The organism is Mycobacterium sp. E2733, assembly GCF_001667585.1.
Lineage (GTDB): Bacteria > Actinomycetota > Actinomycetes > Mycobacteriales > Mycobacteriaceae > Mycobacterium.
The window spans coordinates 1-15,380 of record NZ_LZJZ01000037.1; the positions used below are offsets into that span (position 1 = coordinate 1).

The 15,380-nt window shown below is 64.8% G+C and carries 17 protein-coding genes; 6 read left to right on the forward strand and 11 right to left on the reverse strand.

The genetic code is table 11. The features are described 5' to 3' along the window. The coding region (locus tag A5678_RS08940) for a TetR/AcrR family transcriptional regulator (RefSeq protein WP_068040991.1) at positions 1–572 on the reverse strand (572 nt) is incomplete at its 3' end. Positions 573–775: 203 nt separating this feature from the next. On the opposite strand from A5678_RS08940, the gene A5678_RS08945 reads away from it, so the two are divergent. Beyond that, positions 776–1,585, forward strand: a complete 810-nt coding sequence (locus tag A5678_RS08945) for an SDR family NAD(P)-dependent oxidoreductase (protein ID WP_082945454.1) — start codon at positions 776–778, stop codon at positions 1,583–1,585. 28 nt (positions 1,586–1,613) lie between these two features. On the opposite strand, the gene A5678_RS08950 is transcribed toward A5678_RS08945, so the two are convergent. The 7 genes from A5678_RS08950 to A5678_RS08980 form a co-directional block, all read right to left on the reverse strand. Beyond that, the gene (locus tag A5678_RS08950; protein ID WP_068040993.1) at positions 1,614–2,741 is read right to left on the reverse strand and encodes an acyl-CoA dehydrogenase family protein; all 1,128 of its coding nucleotides are present in this window, start codon (positions 2,739–2,741) and stop codon (positions 1,614–1,616) included. Position 2,742: 1 nt separating this feature from the next. Further along, positions 2,743–3,384 carry a nuclear transport factor 2 family protein gene (locus A5678_RS08955; protein WP_068040995.1) on the reverse strand — a complete coding sequence of 214 codons (642 nt, stop codon included), beginning with the start codon at positions 3,382–3,384 and terminating at the stop codon, positions 2,743–2,745. After that, entirely contained in the window at positions 3,381–5,021 is a 1,641-nt protein-coding gene (locus A5678_RS08960) for a class I adenylate-forming enzyme family protein (protein ID WP_068040998.1), read from the reverse strand. The genes A5678_RS08955 and A5678_RS08960 overlap by 4 nt, the downstream gene beginning before the upstream one ends. Positions 5,022–5,031: 10 nt before the next feature. Beyond that, entirely contained in the window at positions 5,032–5,799 is a 768-nt protein-coding gene (locus tag A5678_RS08965; RefSeq protein ID WP_082945456.1) for an enoyl-CoA hydratase-related protein, read from the reverse strand. A gap of 69 nt (positions 5,800–5,868) precedes the next feature. After that, positions 5,869–6,618: an SDR family NAD(P)-dependent oxidoreductase gene (locus A5678_RS08970; RefSeq protein WP_068041002.1), complete on the reverse strand. Its 750-nt coding sequence runs from the start codon at positions 6,616–6,618 to the stop codon at positions 5,869–5,871. Further along, entirely contained in the window at positions 6,608–7,231 is a 624-nt protein-coding gene (locus A5678_RS08975) for a TetR/AcrR family transcriptional regulator (RefSeq protein ID WP_068041004.1), read from the reverse strand. Before A5678_RS08975 ends, A5678_RS08970 begins: the two co-directional genes overlap by 11 nt. A gap of 2 nt (positions 7,232–7,233) precedes the next feature. After that, the gene (locus tag A5678_RS08980; RefSeq protein WP_068041006.1) at positions 7,234–8,061 is read right to left on the reverse strand and encodes a MaoC/PaaZ C-terminal domain-containing protein; all 828 of its coding nucleotides are present in this window, start codon (positions 8,059–8,061) and stop codon (positions 7,234–7,236) included. Positions 8,062–8,162: 101 nt separating this feature from the next. Between A5678_RS08980 and A5678_RS08985 the strand changes: the two genes are divergently transcribed. Genes A5678_RS08985 through A5678_RS09005 form a run of 5 tightly spaced genes read left to right on the forward strand, consistent with a single transcriptional unit; the run spans position 8,163 to position 12,682 of the window. After that, complete coding sequence (locus A5678_RS08985; protein ID WP_068041009.1) at positions 8,163–9,236, forward strand: LLM class flavin-dependent oxidoreductase; 1,074 nt, start codon at positions 8,163–8,165, stop codon at positions 9,234–9,236. Beyond that, positions 9,233–10,726, forward strand: a complete 1,494-nt coding sequence (locus A5678_RS08990) for a class I adenylate-forming enzyme family protein (protein ID WP_068041011.1) — start codon at positions 9,233–9,235, stop codon at positions 10,724–10,726. Before A5678_RS08985 ends, A5678_RS08990 begins: the two co-directional genes overlap by 4 nt. Further along, complete coding sequence (locus A5678_RS08995) at positions 10,720–11,895, forward strand: acetyl-CoA acetyltransferase (RefSeq protein ID WP_068041012.1); 1,176 nt, start codon at positions 10,720–10,722, stop codon at positions 11,893–11,895. Before A5678_RS08990 ends, A5678_RS08995 begins: the two co-directional genes overlap by 7 nt. Continuing rightward, entirely contained in the window at positions 11,892–12,287 is a 396-nt protein-coding gene (locus A5678_RS09000) for a Zn-ribbon domain-containing OB-fold protein (RefSeq protein WP_068041014.1), read from the forward strand. The genes A5678_RS08995 and A5678_RS09000 overlap by 4 nt, the downstream gene beginning before the upstream one ends. Then, positions 12,284–12,682 (forward strand): nuclear transport factor 2 family protein, encoded by a 399-nt coding sequence (locus A5678_RS09005; RefSeq protein ID WP_231983615.1) that lies wholly within the window; start codon positions 12,284–12,286, stop codon positions 12,680–12,682. The genes A5678_RS09000 and A5678_RS09005 overlap by 4 nt, the downstream gene beginning before the upstream one ends. Here the strand turns inward: A5678_RS09005 and A5678_RS09010 are convergent. From A5678_RS09010 to A5678_RS09020, 3 genes are read right to left on the reverse strand one after another with little or no spacing between them, the layout of a single operon-like run. Beyond that, positions 12,679–13,611 carry a TIGR03619 family F420-dependent LLM class oxidoreductase gene (locus A5678_RS09010; RefSeq protein ID WP_068041019.1) on the reverse strand — a complete coding sequence of 311 codons (933 nt, stop codon included), beginning with the start codon at positions 13,609–13,611 and terminating at the stop codon, positions 12,679–12,681. The two genes, A5678_RS09005 and A5678_RS09010, sit on opposite strands and share 4 nt — an antisense overlap. Beyond that, positions 13,608–14,066 (reverse strand): nuclear transport factor 2 family protein, encoded by a 459-nt coding sequence (locus A5678_RS09015; RefSeq protein WP_068041021.1) that lies wholly within the window; start codon positions 14,064–14,066, stop codon positions 13,608–13,610. The genes A5678_RS09010 and A5678_RS09015 overlap by 4 nt, the downstream gene beginning before the upstream one ends. A gap of 44 nt (positions 14,067–14,110) precedes the next feature. Continuing rightward, positions 14,111–15,364 (reverse strand): serine hydrolase domain-containing protein, encoded by a 1,254-nt coding sequence (locus A5678_RS09020; protein WP_068041023.1) that lies wholly within the window; start codon positions 15,362–15,364, stop codon positions 14,111–14,113. Positions 15,365–15,380: the final 16 nt, after the last annotated feature.

The following is a 15,380-nucleotide window of genomic DNA, read 5'->3' on the forward strand; positions in this document are numbered from 1 at the left end:
CGGACGGTTTCAGGCTTCGACATGTTGAAGCTCAGGCCCTTATTGACGGTCGAGAACGAATATATGATGCGGGCCAGCCATTCGCTGGCCGCCGTGACGTCGATTGTGGTGCCGACCTCGCCGCGCTTTTGCGCATCGCGCACGTACGGTTCGAGGAATTTCGTCGAGCGGCGGACCGCGGCGTCGCCGTCCGCGATCATGTGGCGCATCAACTCGGCATCGTCGGCCATCAGTCGGTTGCGGGTTCGGTGGTCGAGCAGGATCTTGGCGTGGGTTTCGGCCATCGCGCCGAGCTGTTCAGCCAGCGTGGCCTTCTTGGCCATCGCTGCGGCGACTTCGCGGTAGAAGCGTTGAGCGCCGTGCTCTATGGCCGCTTCGATCAGCACGTCGCGGTCGACGAAGTATCGGTAGATGGTGCCGCGGGAAACGTTCGCCATCCGCGCCACGTCCTGAACGCTCGTGCGCTGGATCCCGAGCTGTGTGAAGCATTCGTTCGCCGCCTCCAGAATCTGGTCCCGGCGATCGAACTCCTCGGCCGAGTCCAGATCGGCGGGGACCGGTTCCGTCGCCATGTCCCTCCTCAGGCCGTGGTAGCCGCTCGACCAAGATGTCCATGCTACGCGACAAATGAGCTCGGGGTGTTCCGTAGGTACCCGATCCCGGACGCAAAACCGGACGACATTAACCTAGTCATTGAAACATATATCGTTTAAGTGTTAAGTACCTCTTCTACCCTGCACGGCATCGGGGTTCCATCACCAAGAAAGGGACGGGCGTGGACCTTGGCGTGTCCGGCCGCAACTTCGTTCTTCTCGGCGGCACCACCGGGATGGGGTTCGCCGCCGCCGAGCAGCTCGCCGCCAACGGAGCCAACGTGGCACTGTTGGGCCGTGACGGCGACCGCGCCCGCGATCGTGCCGAGCGCTTGGCCGCAGACCACGCCGTGCGTGCCGTCGGCATCGCCGTCGACGCGGCCTTACCCGGTAACGGTGTGAACCGCGCGATTGAACAGGCGGCCGCGAACCTGGGGCCGCTGCGGGGCCTGGCCGTAACGGCGGGCCCGATGAACCAGCAGGGGCCGTTCCTCGAGCACGGCGACGAGTCGTGGGACTGGTACTACCAGCTGATACTGATGGCGACCGTCCGCTCTTGTCGCGCGGTCATCCCACACCTGCAGCGCAACGGCGGCGGAACGATCGTGACGACCGCCGCGTACTCGGTACGGGCGCCAAAGATTTTGATTCCGCCCTACAACGCGCTGAAAGCGGCGGTGCTGACGTTGTCGAAGATCCTGGCCAAAACGCACGGGCCCGATGGCATCAGGGTGAACACCGTGTGCCCAGGACTGTTCGACACCGAGGTGAACGACTTCATTCGCGCTCAGCGGGCAGCGGAATACGACGTCCCGCTGGAGGACGCTATCTACACACACTTGGCAAGCAACCCCGACTGGAATATGCGGGTCGCCCTTGGCCGCGGGGGTCGCCCCGTTGAGGCGGGTGAGCTGATCGCGTTCCTGCTCGGCGAGCGCGCAGCCTTCATGACTGGTGCGGTCATCAACATCGATGGCGGCACGGACTTCTGAGACACTCGGACGGCTAGCGCGACGGGCCTCAGATCCCGATCTCGTCGGCGAGCAGTCCGCGGTGGAACGTGGCGTCGCCCAGCAAGTGGCCGGAGGATTTTGCTCGCTTGTAGTACAGATGCGCAGAGTGCTCCCAGGTGAAACCGATCCCACCATGAATCTGGATGTTGGCCGCGGCGGCGCGTGCATACGCATCTGAGCTGCATGCCTTGGCGAGAGATGCAACCGCCGGCAGCTCGTCGGACAGTTGGGCTGCCGCGCGTACGGCGTAATGTGCAACACCGCGGGCACATTCGACGTCCAGTAAGACGTCGGCGCACTTGTGCCGAATGGCCTGAAATGACCCGATGGGCTTGCCGAATTGTCTGCGCACCTTCGCGTAGTCGACGGCCATCTCCAGGCAACGTTGTGCTCCGCCGATCTGTTCGGCCGCCAGTGCCGCGGCCCCGAGGGCCAAGACCCGCATCAATACCGGCCATGCCCGGCCCTCATGACCGACGAGTGTTGCTGGGGTGGCGTTGAATTCGATGTGCGCCTGCTTGCGCGTCTGGTCCAGCGTCGACAACGGCCGGCGCACGACCGTATCGAGCGTGTCCACTGCGAACAGCGACACGCCTGCATCCGTGCGGGCGACCACGAAAATTACGTCGGCGCTGCAACCGTCGAGAACGTAGGTCTTGGTTCCGTCCAATACCCACCCGTCACAGCCGCCGCGTGCCCGTACCTGGATGCAGCCGGCTTCCCAACGGCCTGACTCCTCGGTGACCGCGACGGTCGCGACGCTGGCGCCGGACGCGATGCCCGGCAGGTATCGCTTCTGGGCGGTGCGGTCCCCGGCATGCAGGACTAGGTTGGCCGCCAGCACGACCGACGCGAAGTACGGCGAGGGAAGCAGACACCGCCCCATTTCCTCGACGACGATGCCGAGTTCGACGAAACTGAAACCCTGCCCGCCGAACTCCTCGGGAATAGCCAATCCCACCAAGCCGAGTTGGTCGGACATCCGACGCCACACCGTCGTGTCGTAACCCGTTGGCGATTCCATCTGCCGGCGGACTTCTGCTTCGTTGGCCTTGCCCTCCAAGAAAGAGCGCACGGTCCGGCGCAGTTCGTTCTGCTCATCGGTGAACATGAAACTCAAACCATTGCTGGACATTTCAGTTCTCCGTGCCGGCACGCCCGGTCGGGTCGACACGAGGCACATCGGCACCTCGGCGCAGAGTGCGCAACCACGCGCCGACGGCAGCGGGGGCTGGGACGGGCGCGTCGAAGCGTCCGGGATCGGCAGCCCAGAAGGCCTCCCAGGACGGGAAGGCGTCGTGGAATGCACCGTCATGATGCGGTGTATCCGGCCAGCGTATCTTGCGCGGACCGATCGGTGGGTCGGTGATGTCGCTCTGATACCAGAACAACGGTGTGCGACGGGCGAAATACCAATGGTCTTCGCGCCGCTCGTAGCTGTCAAGATAGGCCAGCAGTTCGATGACCCATTTCGACTGCGTCTCTAGATCGTTGCGTGAGTATACGAGTCCACTGGCATTGTTGGCGTCGTGGACGTCGATGACGTGGCCGAGGACACCGTGTGCGCTCCCCAATAGCGAGCGCCGGATCTGCGCGTCGTACCACTCTCGCATCGCCGCGCGACCACGACCCTTGTCCGGCACGCCGATGTCGTCGACGAAAAGGTTTGCCAAGGCGTCGAAGTCGCGCATGTCCAACGCCACCGCGTACTTCGCCGCCAGTTGCCGGATCTCATCAATCGCCTCCAACCGGGCGATGCGCGCCTCCAGGTCCGTCACGCCAATTCCCCGGACTCCAGTAGCTGCACCAGCCGGTTCTTGTCGATCTTGTTGGTGGTGGTGTACGGCAGCCTATCGGTGTCGGCCAGGATCACCCATCTCTTCGGAATCTTGTAGGCGGCGAGTTCTTTTCGGCATGCGGCAAGGAGCTCGTCTTGCGACGTGCGCCGTCCTTCGTTGGAAACGACCACCGCACAGACCACCGCGCCCCTATCCGCGTCGGGAACGCCGACGACATAAGCGATCCGGACACCGTCGACGCGGGTGATGACCGCTTCGACCTCAACGGGTGCGACGTTGGCTCCCGCGGTCTTGATCATGTCGTCGGTGCGGCCGGTGAAATACAGGAACCCGTCATCATCCAGGTACCCGGCGTCCTTGGTGTGATACCAACCGTCGGCGTCGAACAGGTCGGCGCGCTGTCGTCCGATTATGCCGCGCATCATGGCCACACCCCGGACGCAGATCTCGCCGACCGTGCCATTGGGCACCTCCGCGCCGGCGTCGTCGACAATCCTGTGCTCGAAGCCGGGCGCGGATACGCCGAGCGAACCGCGTTTGGTCGCCGGCACCGGCTCGTGCGGCGGCCACCACGTGTGCGAACTGCAGGTTTCGGTCATCCCCAGCTGCGTTATCCGCAACGAAGGATCGGTGGCGCGCAGTTCCGGCGCCAGCAACACCTGGTGGTATCCCTCGCGCAGGCTCGACAGGTCGGTGCGTGCGAAATCCGGGTGATTCGCCAGCGCCGGACCGACATGCGGGAAACCCGTTGCGTAGGTGGCCCGCTCGGATTCGAGCAGGCGCAGCACATCACCGGCCTCGAATCGATGCTCGGTCAGAATCGTCACGCCCGTCTGCATTGGCCCCAGCAGGCCGAAGACCAGTCCACCCACCCAGAAGAACGCCATCGGGATGTAGACGCGGTCGTGGGGCTTCCACTCGTGCTGGGTGGCGATGAAGCGGGAGTGTGCGATCACCGTGGCGTGCGTGTGGATGACTCCCTTGGGATCCGACGTACTTCCCGACGTGTAGATGACCACCAGGTCGTCGGACGGGCGCACGGTGGATTCACACGCCCGCAGGAATGCCTCGGACACCGGCTGCGGCCACGCCGTCGGCCAGCGTCGACCGGTGTCGCTGAGCGCAAAGACGTTGCGCAAGTGTGGTAGTCGCTCTATAGCCATCTGCTCGGCCGAGCGGGGAAACCCACCGGCAGCCTCGGTGACGCGCGCAAGCATGTCTTTGCTGAGCAGCGAGTCGACAGACAACAGCGTGTGGATGTCGGCGTCGCGAAGCAGCCACCTCAACTCCTGCGGCTGGAAGAAGGTGTTAATCGGCACGGCGACCGCACCGATCCTGGTGGCCGCTAGGAACGCGACGACGAAATCGGGCCCGTTTGGTGCGATCACTCCGACGCGCACACCCTTGGTCACTCCCGCCGCCAACAGGCGCCGAGCCATCTCGGCGGACCGGGAATCGGCCTGCTCATAGGTGATCCGCTCGACGGTGCCGTCACCGGCGGACGAGACGATGAAGTCGCTGCCCCCGTAGGCAGCAACCAGGCCGCCCAGCATCGCCGGCATCACCGGTGCATACGGCAACGGGTCATAGGTGAACGTCCGTGCGGACTGACTCATGGCGCGAAGGTCATTCGATTACCCACCGTGGCTCGCGCTTTTCGGCGAACGCAAGCATTCCTTCCCGGTAGTCGGGGTGGGTGAGCTGGTGTTGCAGCACATAGCGGTACGCGACATCGTGAGCCGCGTGCAGCCCGACATCGAGGCTTGCCCACATCGCCTTGATGGACGCCTGGACGGTGGCAGGCGACAGTTTCGCTATGTCCAAAGCGATCTCCCGCGCCCGCTGCTGCAGTCGCTCCGCGGGCACCACCTCGTTGATGAGTCCGATCTCATAGCCTCGCTGCGCGCTGATGCGCCCCTTCTTCGTCATCAGCGCCAGCTGCATCACCATCGACAGCGGCATTCTGCGTAGCAGCACCGCAGGCTCGAGCGCGAATACGTTGCCCACCGTCAAGTGCGTGTCGATCAGCTCGGCATGTTCGGCCGCGATGATCAGGTCGGAGTCGGCGACCTGATGCAGAGCGCCGCCGACAGCCATCCCGTTGAGTGCGCAGATGACCGGCTTCCACACGTTGTGATGCAGCCGTGAGCCGGGAATTTTGTTGCGGATACCGTTCTCGGCAGTGGCCCGGATGTCCTGGCCCGCGGAAAACGCCCGGTCTCCGGCTCCGGTGATGATGGCAACTCGGACGTTGGGGTCATCACGCACGCGCGCCCACGCGATGCCGAGTTCGGTGCGTGTGAGGTCATCGGTGGCGTTCAGTCGCTCCGGACGGTTGATCGTGATCGTGGCAATGTGCTCACTGACATCGAACAAGATTCTTTTCAGTTCCACGACATCCCCTGGCATTGACGCGTAGCGACTAAACACTGTAGCAGAAAATGTTTCATCGTACTGAGCCCCTCACGGCATCCATTGCCCACCCGACACCGAAATCAGCTGCCCCGTGACGTGTTTGGCCGCCGGTGAGCAGAGGAATGCGACCATGCCAGCGACGTCAGCCGGGTCGCCGAGGTGACCAGTCAACGTGGTCTGCCGCATCTGGTGCAATTCATCCTCGCTCTTGCGGCTCAGCAGCCACGGTGTCGCCGTGGTGCCGACCACGACCGTGTTGACACGTACACCGTGTGCTCCTAACTGGACCGCCATCAGCCGGCTCAGCCCTTCCACGCCCGCCTTCGCGGCCGCATACGCCGGCGGCCCGGTCCGCACGCCGTGGGCCGAGACCGAGCTGATGTTGACGATCACCCCGTTGCCCTCGGCTACCATCTGCCGCGCAACGACCTGCGCCATGATGAACGTGCCCTTGAGGTTGACGTCGACGATGCGATCCCAGTCCTCGTCGGTCTGCTCGAGAAACGTACCGGGCAGTGTCATCCCAGCGTTGTTGACCAACGCGTAGATCGCCCCGTACTTGCCTGCCAGGTCGCTAAGTGCGTCTTCCACCACCCGGCGATCGGTGATCGACAACTCCACCGGGATGAGCAGCCCCGACCGAGCGGCCTCCGACTCATGGTTGCCTGCAATGGCTTTTGCGTTCACGTCGACCGCCACCACCCGATGGCCGGTGGATATCAGCTCGGCGACGATGGCCGCACCAATTCCCCGCGCCCCCCCGGTAACGATTGCGAGCGGACGCGATTCAACCGACACGTTCGGTCCCTCCGATTGCGGCCGTGCGCTCGATGGCGACGATCGACGGCCGCACCAGTTCGACCGACTCGGCCATCAGCTCGGCCAGATCACCCTGACCGCCGCCGGCGACCCATACATCGATCGCGGCGCGATTAGCACCGTTGATGAGCGTCGCCGTCAGCCGCGGCCGTAGGTCCGTCCCCATATCGCTGTCCAGCCACCGCGCCACTTCTGCGGTGAGCTGATCGATCCAGTCCTCGTTGATCCGCAACATCGTGGCGCGCAACGCCGGCACACTGTGATACATCCGTGCCCGGACCACGAAGATCTCGGGCTGGTCGGCGATCGCTACCGCCACCGCCGAAGACGTTTCGGCAAGGGCGCCCCACAACGAATTTGACCGCGACGCGCGAAACCGGCCGGTCGCCTCCTGAAGCCGTTCGGCGTAGCCGTCGAACAGAATGTCGTCCTTGGTGGCGAAGTGATGAAAGAACGTTCGTGACGCAACCCCTGCCGCGGCCGAGATCTGTTCGATCGTGGTCGCGTCGTAGCCCTGGGTTGTGAACAGTTCAATCGCCGCATGAATGAGCGCTTGTCGGTTGCGCAACCCGCGGGCGCGCCGTTGGTCCATGATCAGCCTCCTGCCAACGTGGCGGTTCCCGAACTCAACGCGACCATGTCGCCTTGCAGCGTTCGGAAACGCACAGAATTTCCGGTTCGCCACATCTCGGTACGCAGCCCAGCATCCAGCTGCACCGGCTTGGCAAACCGGCAACTCAAGGACGTCAACGACTGCGGGTCCCCCTGGCCGATCTTGTTGATCACCGCCCGCGCGGCGAATCCCAGCGTGCACAGCCCGTGCAGGAACACGTTGTCGAAGCCGAACTTGCGGGCTGCCGCCGGGTCGATGTGCAGCTGGTTGCGGTCGCCAGACAGTCGGTAGATCGCGGCCTGCTCCGCCCGGACCATATCGTTGAATACCTCATCCGGAGGACCGTCGGGATCTGGTTCAGCCGCGGGTCCACGCTCGCCGCCGAATCCGCCCGCCCCGAGGACCATGGTCTGTGAACGTGCGATGAACACGGTGCCGTCTGCGTCGGTGCCGTGGCTGCTCAGCTCCACCGTGGCGTGTTTGCCCTTGTCCCAGACCGCCGACACCTGGGCCTGCACTGACAGTTCACCACTGACGCCGATCGATCGGTGCAGCTCCAGCGACTGTGCGGAGTGGACGATCGGAAACCTGCCGAGGTCTAGCACGCTGCGTAGATCCTTCACGGCCCACCAGTTCGCGATGAGAGCAAACGTCGGCAGCACCGCTGGACCACACGCCTCGTTGAGCAGTGCCAGCTCGGCCGGCGGACGCGCACCAACTCCAAGCGCATACAGGATCACGTCCGTCGAATCCCACTTGAATGTCGTCGGGCTCAACGGTGTTCCGACCGCAGCGTCGGACAGGACCACGGCGCCTCCAAGAGATGAACGGATTGACGATATATGTTCAATCGTGCAATATAGTGGCAGTAACTGCAACTATTTTATTGGGGTCTGAAGGAAGGACCGACATGAAGTTCGGCGTGTTCATCCTCGGCGACAAGCCCAACCACCTCAGCGAGCGGGAGGTGCTGGCCAACGTGCTGGAGGAAGCGCGCTGGGCAGAGGAGCTCGGCTACGACGAGGTCTGGCTGGCCGAGCACCACTTCTCTCCGTACGGGATGCTTCCCGATCTTCCGCAGGTGGCCACAGCGATTGCCGCGCAGACCGAACGCATCCGCATTGGAACCGCGTGCATGGTCGCGCCCTTCCACAATCCGATCCAACTGGCAGAACGCATCGCGATGGTCGACGTCTTGTCCGGCGGACGCTTCGACGCCGGCTTCGGCCGCGGCTACCAAGCGCACGAGTTCAAGGGTTTTGGCATCTCGATGGACGAGGCGACCAGCCGCTACCAGGAGTGCGTGGAGGTCGTCAACCGGCTGCTGACCGAGGAAAACGTCAGCTACCACGGCAAGTACTTTCAGCTCGAGGACGTGACGATCTATCCGCGACCGGCGCAACAGAGAATTCCGGTGTGGGGCACGGTGATGAAGACGCCGTCAAGCTTCGAGTGGCTCGCCGAGAAGGGCTTCGGTGCGATCATCGGCAACCCCTACCAGGTCGACCCAGACCTGCAGGGGGCGCTGGATATCTACCTCAAGGTGCAGTCCGAGAAGGGACTCGAAGCAGCCACCGGCAACGTATGGGCGCTGCTCAACGCGTTCTGCCATGAGGACGACACCTTCGCTCGCAGCTATCCACGCGAGAGTGTCGAGCTGTCCATCCAGACCCATCGCAAGTATTCGAGCCCCTTCGAGCGGGGCAGCGAGATACCGGCCGACTACAAGGCCTACTCGGACTGGTTCGACAAGCACGACAAGCAGAGCTACGAGCAGGTGCTGAATTCACATCTGACGCTGATGGGCAACCCCGACCGCATCGTGGAGAAGATGCGTACTGTCATCGATATGGGTTGGCGCAACATCATATTGCGTATGTCGCGAGGCGGGGCGATGGATCGCGCCAAGGTCTACGAGTCGATGAAGTTGTTCGCCCAAGAGGTGATCCCAGCGGCCACCGAGCTCGCGGCAGCTGCGGCTTGAGCCAGCAGCTGGCCGACCGCATCCGCGCGGTTCTGGCGCTCGACCCCGGGGCACCCGCGATCGAGTACCAGGGCTCTTGGACGAATTGGCAGACGCTGGCAGACATCGCGTCGGGAGTTGAAAGTCAGCTGGCAGAAGTAGGTTTGGGCGAGGGGCCTGCTGTCGGCCTGGTGCTGCGTAACCATCCTGCGATGGTCGGGGCGATGCTCGGCGTGCTGCTCGCCAATAGCTGCATCGTCACGATCAACCCGTCACACGGGGACGCCGGGCTCGCCTCAGATATCCGTGACCTGAGATTGCCGGTTGTGATCGCGGTTCCCAAAGATTGGCAGCGCCCGGGAGTGGTCGACGCCGCTGCCGGAGCGTTGGGGTTAGAGGTGGGGATCGACCCTGCCACGTGCCGACAGGTCGCCGGACTCGATCGTCCGGGATCAGGCCCATTCCGCGACGAGCCGGACGGCATCGCCGTCGAAATGCTAACCAGCGGCACCACTGGTCCGCCGAAGCGAATCCCGCTGTCCTACAGATCCTTTGAACAGACCATCGCGGCCGCGGGCGCGCATTACAGCTCGGATCGAAGTCCGGAGCTCCGGCTACGCTCGGGCGTCGCGATCGTTGCGTCACCGCTGGTGCACATGTCCGGACTGTTCCGCACGCTGCTCAACGTCTGCGAGGGGCGGAAGATCGCGCTGCTGGAACGTTTCCGCGTGCCGGATTTCGTGGATCTGGTGGTGCGGCATCGGCCCCGCGCGGTGAGCCTGGTGCCGTCGGCGTTGACGATGCTGCTCGACGCCGGGGTGGCGCCAGAGGTGTTTTCCAGCGTCGAGGTGGTGACCTCGGGTACCGCACATTTGCCGGTCGACGTGCAAACGAGGTTCGAGTGTCGCTACGGCGTCGCGGTGTTGCCGTCCTACGGTGCAACGGAATTCGCCGGCGGGGTAGCCGGCTGGAATCTCGCGTTGCACCGCGAGTGGTCCAAGGCCAAGCGCGGAAGCGTGGGGCGCCCCCAGCGCGGCCGGGAGATCCGTGTCATGTCCCTCGAGGACGACATCGAGATGCCTACCGGCGAGCAGGGCCGTATCGAGGTTCGCACCACCGGCGGGGATTGGGTGCAGACCACCGACCTCGGCCGGGTCGATGCCGACGGATTCGTGTTTGTCGATGGGCGCACCGACGACGTCATCATCCGCGGAGGTTTCAAGGTCGCCCCAACCGATATCGTCAACGTCCTTCGCACCCATCCGGAGGTACGCGATGCCGGCGTCACCGGCCTGCCGGACGAGAGGCTCGGTCAGGTGCCGGTCGCGGCGGTCGAGTTGACCGATGGCGGCCAAGCGACGCCGGAGGATCTGCTCGCCTATGTGCGTGAACGGGTTAGCCGTTACCAGGTCCCGGCCCGCCTAATGGTGGTCGACCAGTTGCCCCGTACACCGTCGCTCAAGGTCAGCCAGCCCGCGCTGCGCGAATTATTCGAAGAGGCAGGATGTTGACACCCGATATCCGAGGCAAGGCGGCCATTGTCGGTGTCGCCGACGAGGTTTCGCCCACCGGAGTGATCGACATCCCGCTGCGGGAACTCGAGGCGCGAGTCATCACCGCAGCTCTGGCCGATGCGGGATTGTCGCTACGCGACGTCGATGGCCTGTGCACCTGCACCGGCGGAACGCTCATGCATTCGGTGGAGCTGGCCGAGTACCTGGGGATCACGCCGCGCTTCACCGACGCGACCCAAACGGGCGGCGCCAGCTACGGGTTGTACGTCGAGCACGCCGCGGCGGCGATCGCGGCCGGTGAGGCGGAAACGGTGGTGATCGTTTATGCCTCGACGCCGCGCGCGGCGCGAAAGCGTGGCGAAAAGGGTCTGGGTGTTTTCGCCACCCCCGAGCGGCTGGAATGGGAAACGCCGTTCGGGGTGATGTTGCCCATCAGCGCCTATGCGCTGGCCGCGAACCGGCATATGGCGACCTACGGAACGACGGCCGAGCAGCTGGCCCAGATCGCGGTCGACACTCGGCGGTGGGCGGAGATGAACGAGCAGGCTCACCTGCGCGACACGATCTCCGTGCAGGACGTGCTGGACTCCGGCTTTATTGCCGAACCGCTGCACAAATTGGAGTGCTGCCTAGTTACCGACGGCGCCGCGGCATTGGTGGTCACCAGCGCGGAGCGCGCGTGCGAGCTGGCCAGGCCGCCGGCCTTCGTGCTGGGTGCTGCGTCGGCGGCCTCGCACGCGATGATCTCCCAGATGCCCGACCTCACCGTCACGCCGGGAGCAATGTCCGGGCCGGCCGCGTTCAGATCCGCGGGCCTGACGCCTGCCGACATCGACGTCGTCGAGCTTTATGACTCGTTCACCATCACCGTCCTGCTCGCGCTCGAAGACCTGGGCTTCTGCCCCAAGGGCGAAGGCGGGCCGTTCGTCGGTGACGGCGCACTCGGACCGGGGGGGCGTCTGCCCGGCCAGACGACCGGCGGCGGCCTCGCCTACACCCATCCGGGTGCGTTCGGGGCATTCCTGCTCGTCGAAGCCACCCGCCAGTTGCGCGGCGAGTGCGGCGAGCGGCAGGTCGCGGACGCGAAAACAGCTGTGGCACATGGTACTGGCGGAGTGCTCTCGGCGACATCGACGGTGATTTTGGGAACGGAGGTCACGTTGTGACGGAGCCGCTGCCTGTCCCCCCGCCCAGCCCGGTGTCCGCTCCCTTCTGGGATGCAACCCGCCGGCGCGAACTGACGATGCAGCGGTGCGAATCCTGCACTCGGCTCGTTTGGTACCCGCGTTATGTGTGCCCGCACTGCGGCGGGTCAGCGCTCCAGTGGGAGAAACTGAGCGGAGACGGGGTCATCTACGCGGTCAGTGTGCACCACCGTGCCGCGCTGCCCGCGCTGGGCGACAAGGTGCCTTATTCGGTGGTGCTTGTCGATCTGGACGAAGCAGTCCGCGTGATGTCGAACGTGTTCGGCCCAGCTCCCGCGGTGGGTGACCGTGTCACCGTGGCGTGGGTGCCGCTCGGAGACGGTCGCAACCTTATGGTGTTCGAACCGAAGTGAATTCCGAGACCGCGCTGCGACGGTTCCGCGAAGAACTGGTGCTGCGGCATGTCGCCGCCGAGAACGCGCGCGATCTAGAGGCGGCGATGGCCACGTTCACTCATCCTCGCTACGAGATCATCCCTACGGGAATGGTTTTCGATGGTGACGAAGCAGTCCGGGCCATGCTGCTGCAGCAGTGGGAGGATCTGCCGATGCTGCAATACTCCGCCGAGGCGATCTACCACGGCGACCACGGTTTGGTCGTGGAGACACGAACGACCTCGCCCGGCACACCGCTCGACATGTTGAGCATCAACCTCTTCGGTTTTCACGGGCCGGATCTGGTTCTGGAACGTTGCTATTTTGATCGGATGCTGCTCGCTGCACAGCTCGAGTCGATCCGCACGCCTTAGCCGTCGACAGCCTCACGGACGGCTTGGACAAGGGCCGGGATGTCGCTGTCCCGGTTCGCGCCGGGCAAGGGCCAGTGCGTCATCCTCAGGTCGGTCACGCCGGAGTTCGCGAGCGCGACCGCCCCAGCGGTGGCGGCGGCGAGATCGAGCCGGCCATCGGCACTCGCCTGCACACGCAGCGTTCCGGCGACACCGAATCCGTCCGGGTTGCCTCCGGCGCGCTCGACCGCGGCGCGCATTCGACTGATTCCCCCGACGACATCTCGCGCGTCTGGACCCCATGGGATCCAGCCCTGTCCAAAGCGAGCGAGCCGTCGTGCGACGGCCCGGTTGACCGTCCCGCTCACCCAGACCGGCACCCCGCCGGACTGCACGGGTTTGGGCATCTGGTGGATCCGCTCGAAACGCAGTCCCGGCGACTGGTAGCTCACCTCGTGCTCCCGCCACAACCGCTGGCACACTTCGAGCGTCTGGTCCAGGATGGCTCCGCGTCGGTCGAAGTCCACCCCGGCCACGTCGTATTCCTCACGCTGCCAGCCGACGCCCACCCCGAGATCGACGCGGCCACCGGACAGAACATCCATCGTCGCAAGGGTTTTCGCAAGGACAGCGGCCGGACGCAGCGCGGCGAGCAGAATGTTCGTGCCCAGCCGGATCCGCTCGGTCCGTGCCGCCAGGTAGGTCAGCGTCGTGAGCGGTTCCAGCCAGTGCCCGTCCGGCCCGGTCGGTTGGCGACCGCCTACCGTTCCGCCCTTCTGTGGATTTGCGTAGGCGTCCATGTTCATGCCGAACGCCACGTGTTCCGACACCAGCAAGCGGTCGAATCCAGCGCCCTCCAACAGTTGTGCCCAATCGGTGAGGTGCACCCAGCTCTGCGGTGCTTCAGCCGAGAAGGAGGGGATCCCCATCGAGAGCTGGATGGACGTCATTGGCCAGGTCCTCCGATCGACACGGGTCGGTCTTCGGTCGCATCGACCGCGACGGTGCGATGGACGATTCGCCAGCGGCCGTCTTCGCCGGTTGCGTAGCGGTCCAAATAGCGGATGTACATGACGTGGTCGCGGCCGACTCCGGCCTCGCTGTCGCTGAAATGATGTGCGGTGCAATAAACCTCCCCGACCGCAGCCTGGCCTCCGACCACATACAAGCCCTGCGCGACCAGATGCACGGTGCGCGGGAAACGGGCGACGATGGCGATGATCCGTTCGAGCTCGCCATGACCCGACAAAGCTCCGGATTCACGCCCGGGCCTTGCGACGTGCATCGTCGCGTCGGGTGTGAAAACGTCGACGAGCGCGGCGCGGTCTCGGCGATCGACCGCCGCCGCGTACCTACGGGACAGGGATTCGAGCTCGGCATGGGCAACCGCCGACGAGATATCCATGAGCCTTCCAGTGCGGGCCGGAGTCAGACCCGTCGACCATACCGCTAAGCCGACCGATCGAGTCGCGCGCCGAATTCCGGCACCGAGACGGCACCCGAACGGTGCGTGGCCGTCACGGCCCGCTGGATCGGCACCAGCAGCGGAACAAAAAGAAGCTGATCGAGCACCATCGGGGTTAGCAGTCGGTTGTGCACGAAGGCATACGAACTCTTGGTTAGCGGGTCAGCCCATCCGATGGTCCCGCCGAGGCCGGCATGACCGAAGCCACGCAGCAGTCCGGGCACCGGAGACCCGTGATAGCCCAAGTGAAAGGACATCGGAACGACGATGTTCAGGTCTGGTCGCAGGCTCCGCTTGCCGGTCAAAGGGGCGACCAATTCCGTTGAAAGGTAACGTCTCCCGTCGATGCTGCCATCGTTGGCGAGCGCGCCATACATCTTCGCCAACGCACGAGCAGTGACGACCGCGTTGACTGCGGGAATCTGGCTATCCAGCATCGGCGTGGCACCCTGCACCAGCGACGTAATACCGGGCACGTAGCTGGAGCCCAGTACGCCGGGAACCGGCAGCTTGGTGAGTAGCGGCATTAGGCAGCCGAGCAGGGGTCCGCCCAGCGCCCCCTGCGGGAACATGATCTGCGCGGCCGTCGTGGCCGCGTCCGCGGGTGGGCGCCCGAGGTGGATGCCGTCCGTGTTCAGCGGCTTTGCCACCTCGTTGCGGAACAACTCGCGCATCCCCACCCCGGTTACTGCCCGAGCCAGACCGGATGCCAGCCAGCCGAAGGTAAGGGCGTGATACGCGGCGTGTCCCGCCAGGCGGTCGACCGAGGCCGCCGCTAGCCGCTCTTCCATCAAGTTGTGGTCGAGCAACTCGTCCGTGCTGACGGCCCCCAAGCGGGACAGTCCGGCCTTATGGCGCATCATGTCGCGGACGGTGATAGCGGACTTTCCGCGAGCACCGAACTCGCGCCAGTAGCGTGCGACCGGTTCGTCATACGACAGCAACCCGCGGTCGACCAGCCGGTGCAGGACTGTGGATGCCACTCCCTTGCTCGCCGAAAAGACCATCGCGCCGGTATCGGCCTCCCACGGCGTCTCGCCGTGGCGGTCCGACCAGCCCGTCCAGACGTCCACAACCGGGCGGCCGTCGACGTAAACCGACAGCGCCCCGCCGCCATAGCGCGGGCCCGGAAACAATTTGGCAAACGTCTGTACGGCGCAGCCGAATTTCGGGTCAGCGGCACCCTGCACGTGCAGCGGCAGCCCGTCGCCGGCTCGTAACGCTATTGGATCAGCCATGACGGTTGAAACTCCC

Bases quoted from the DNA above. Each gene is read 5' to 3' on its own strand.
- A5678_RS08950 (WP_068040993.1), bottom strand. From the start codon at position 2,741: ATGTCCAGCAATGGTTTGAGTTTCATGTTCACCGATGAGCAGAACGAA.
- A5678_RS08960 (WP_068040998.1), bottom strand. From the start codon at position 5,021: ATGAGTCAGTCCGCACGGACGTTCACCTATGACCCGTTGCCGTATGCA.
- A5678_RS08985 (WP_068041009.1), top strand. From the start codon at position 8,163: ATGAAGTTCGGCGTGTTCATCCTCGGCGACAAGCCCAACCACCTCAGC.
- A5678_RS09020 (WP_068041023.1), bottom strand. From the start codon at position 15,364: ATGGCTGATCCAATAGCGTTACGAGCCGGCGACGGGCTGCCGCTGCAC.
- A5678_RS09010 (WP_068041019.1), bottom strand. From the start codon at position 13,611: ATGACGTCCATCCAGCTCTCGATGGGGATCCCCTCCTTCTCGGCTGAA.
- A5678_RS09015 (WP_068041021.1), bottom strand. From the start codon at position 14,066: ATGGATATCTCGTCGGCGGTTGCCCATGCCGAGCTCGAATCCCTGTCC.
- A5678_RS08995 (WP_068041012.1), top strand. From the start codon at position 10,720: ATGTTGACACCCGATATCCGAGGCAAGGCGGCCATTGTCGGTGTCGCC.
- A5678_RS08975 (WP_068041004.1), bottom strand. From the start codon at position 7,231: ATGGACCAACGGCGCGCCCGCGGGTTGCGCAACCGACAAGCGCTCATT.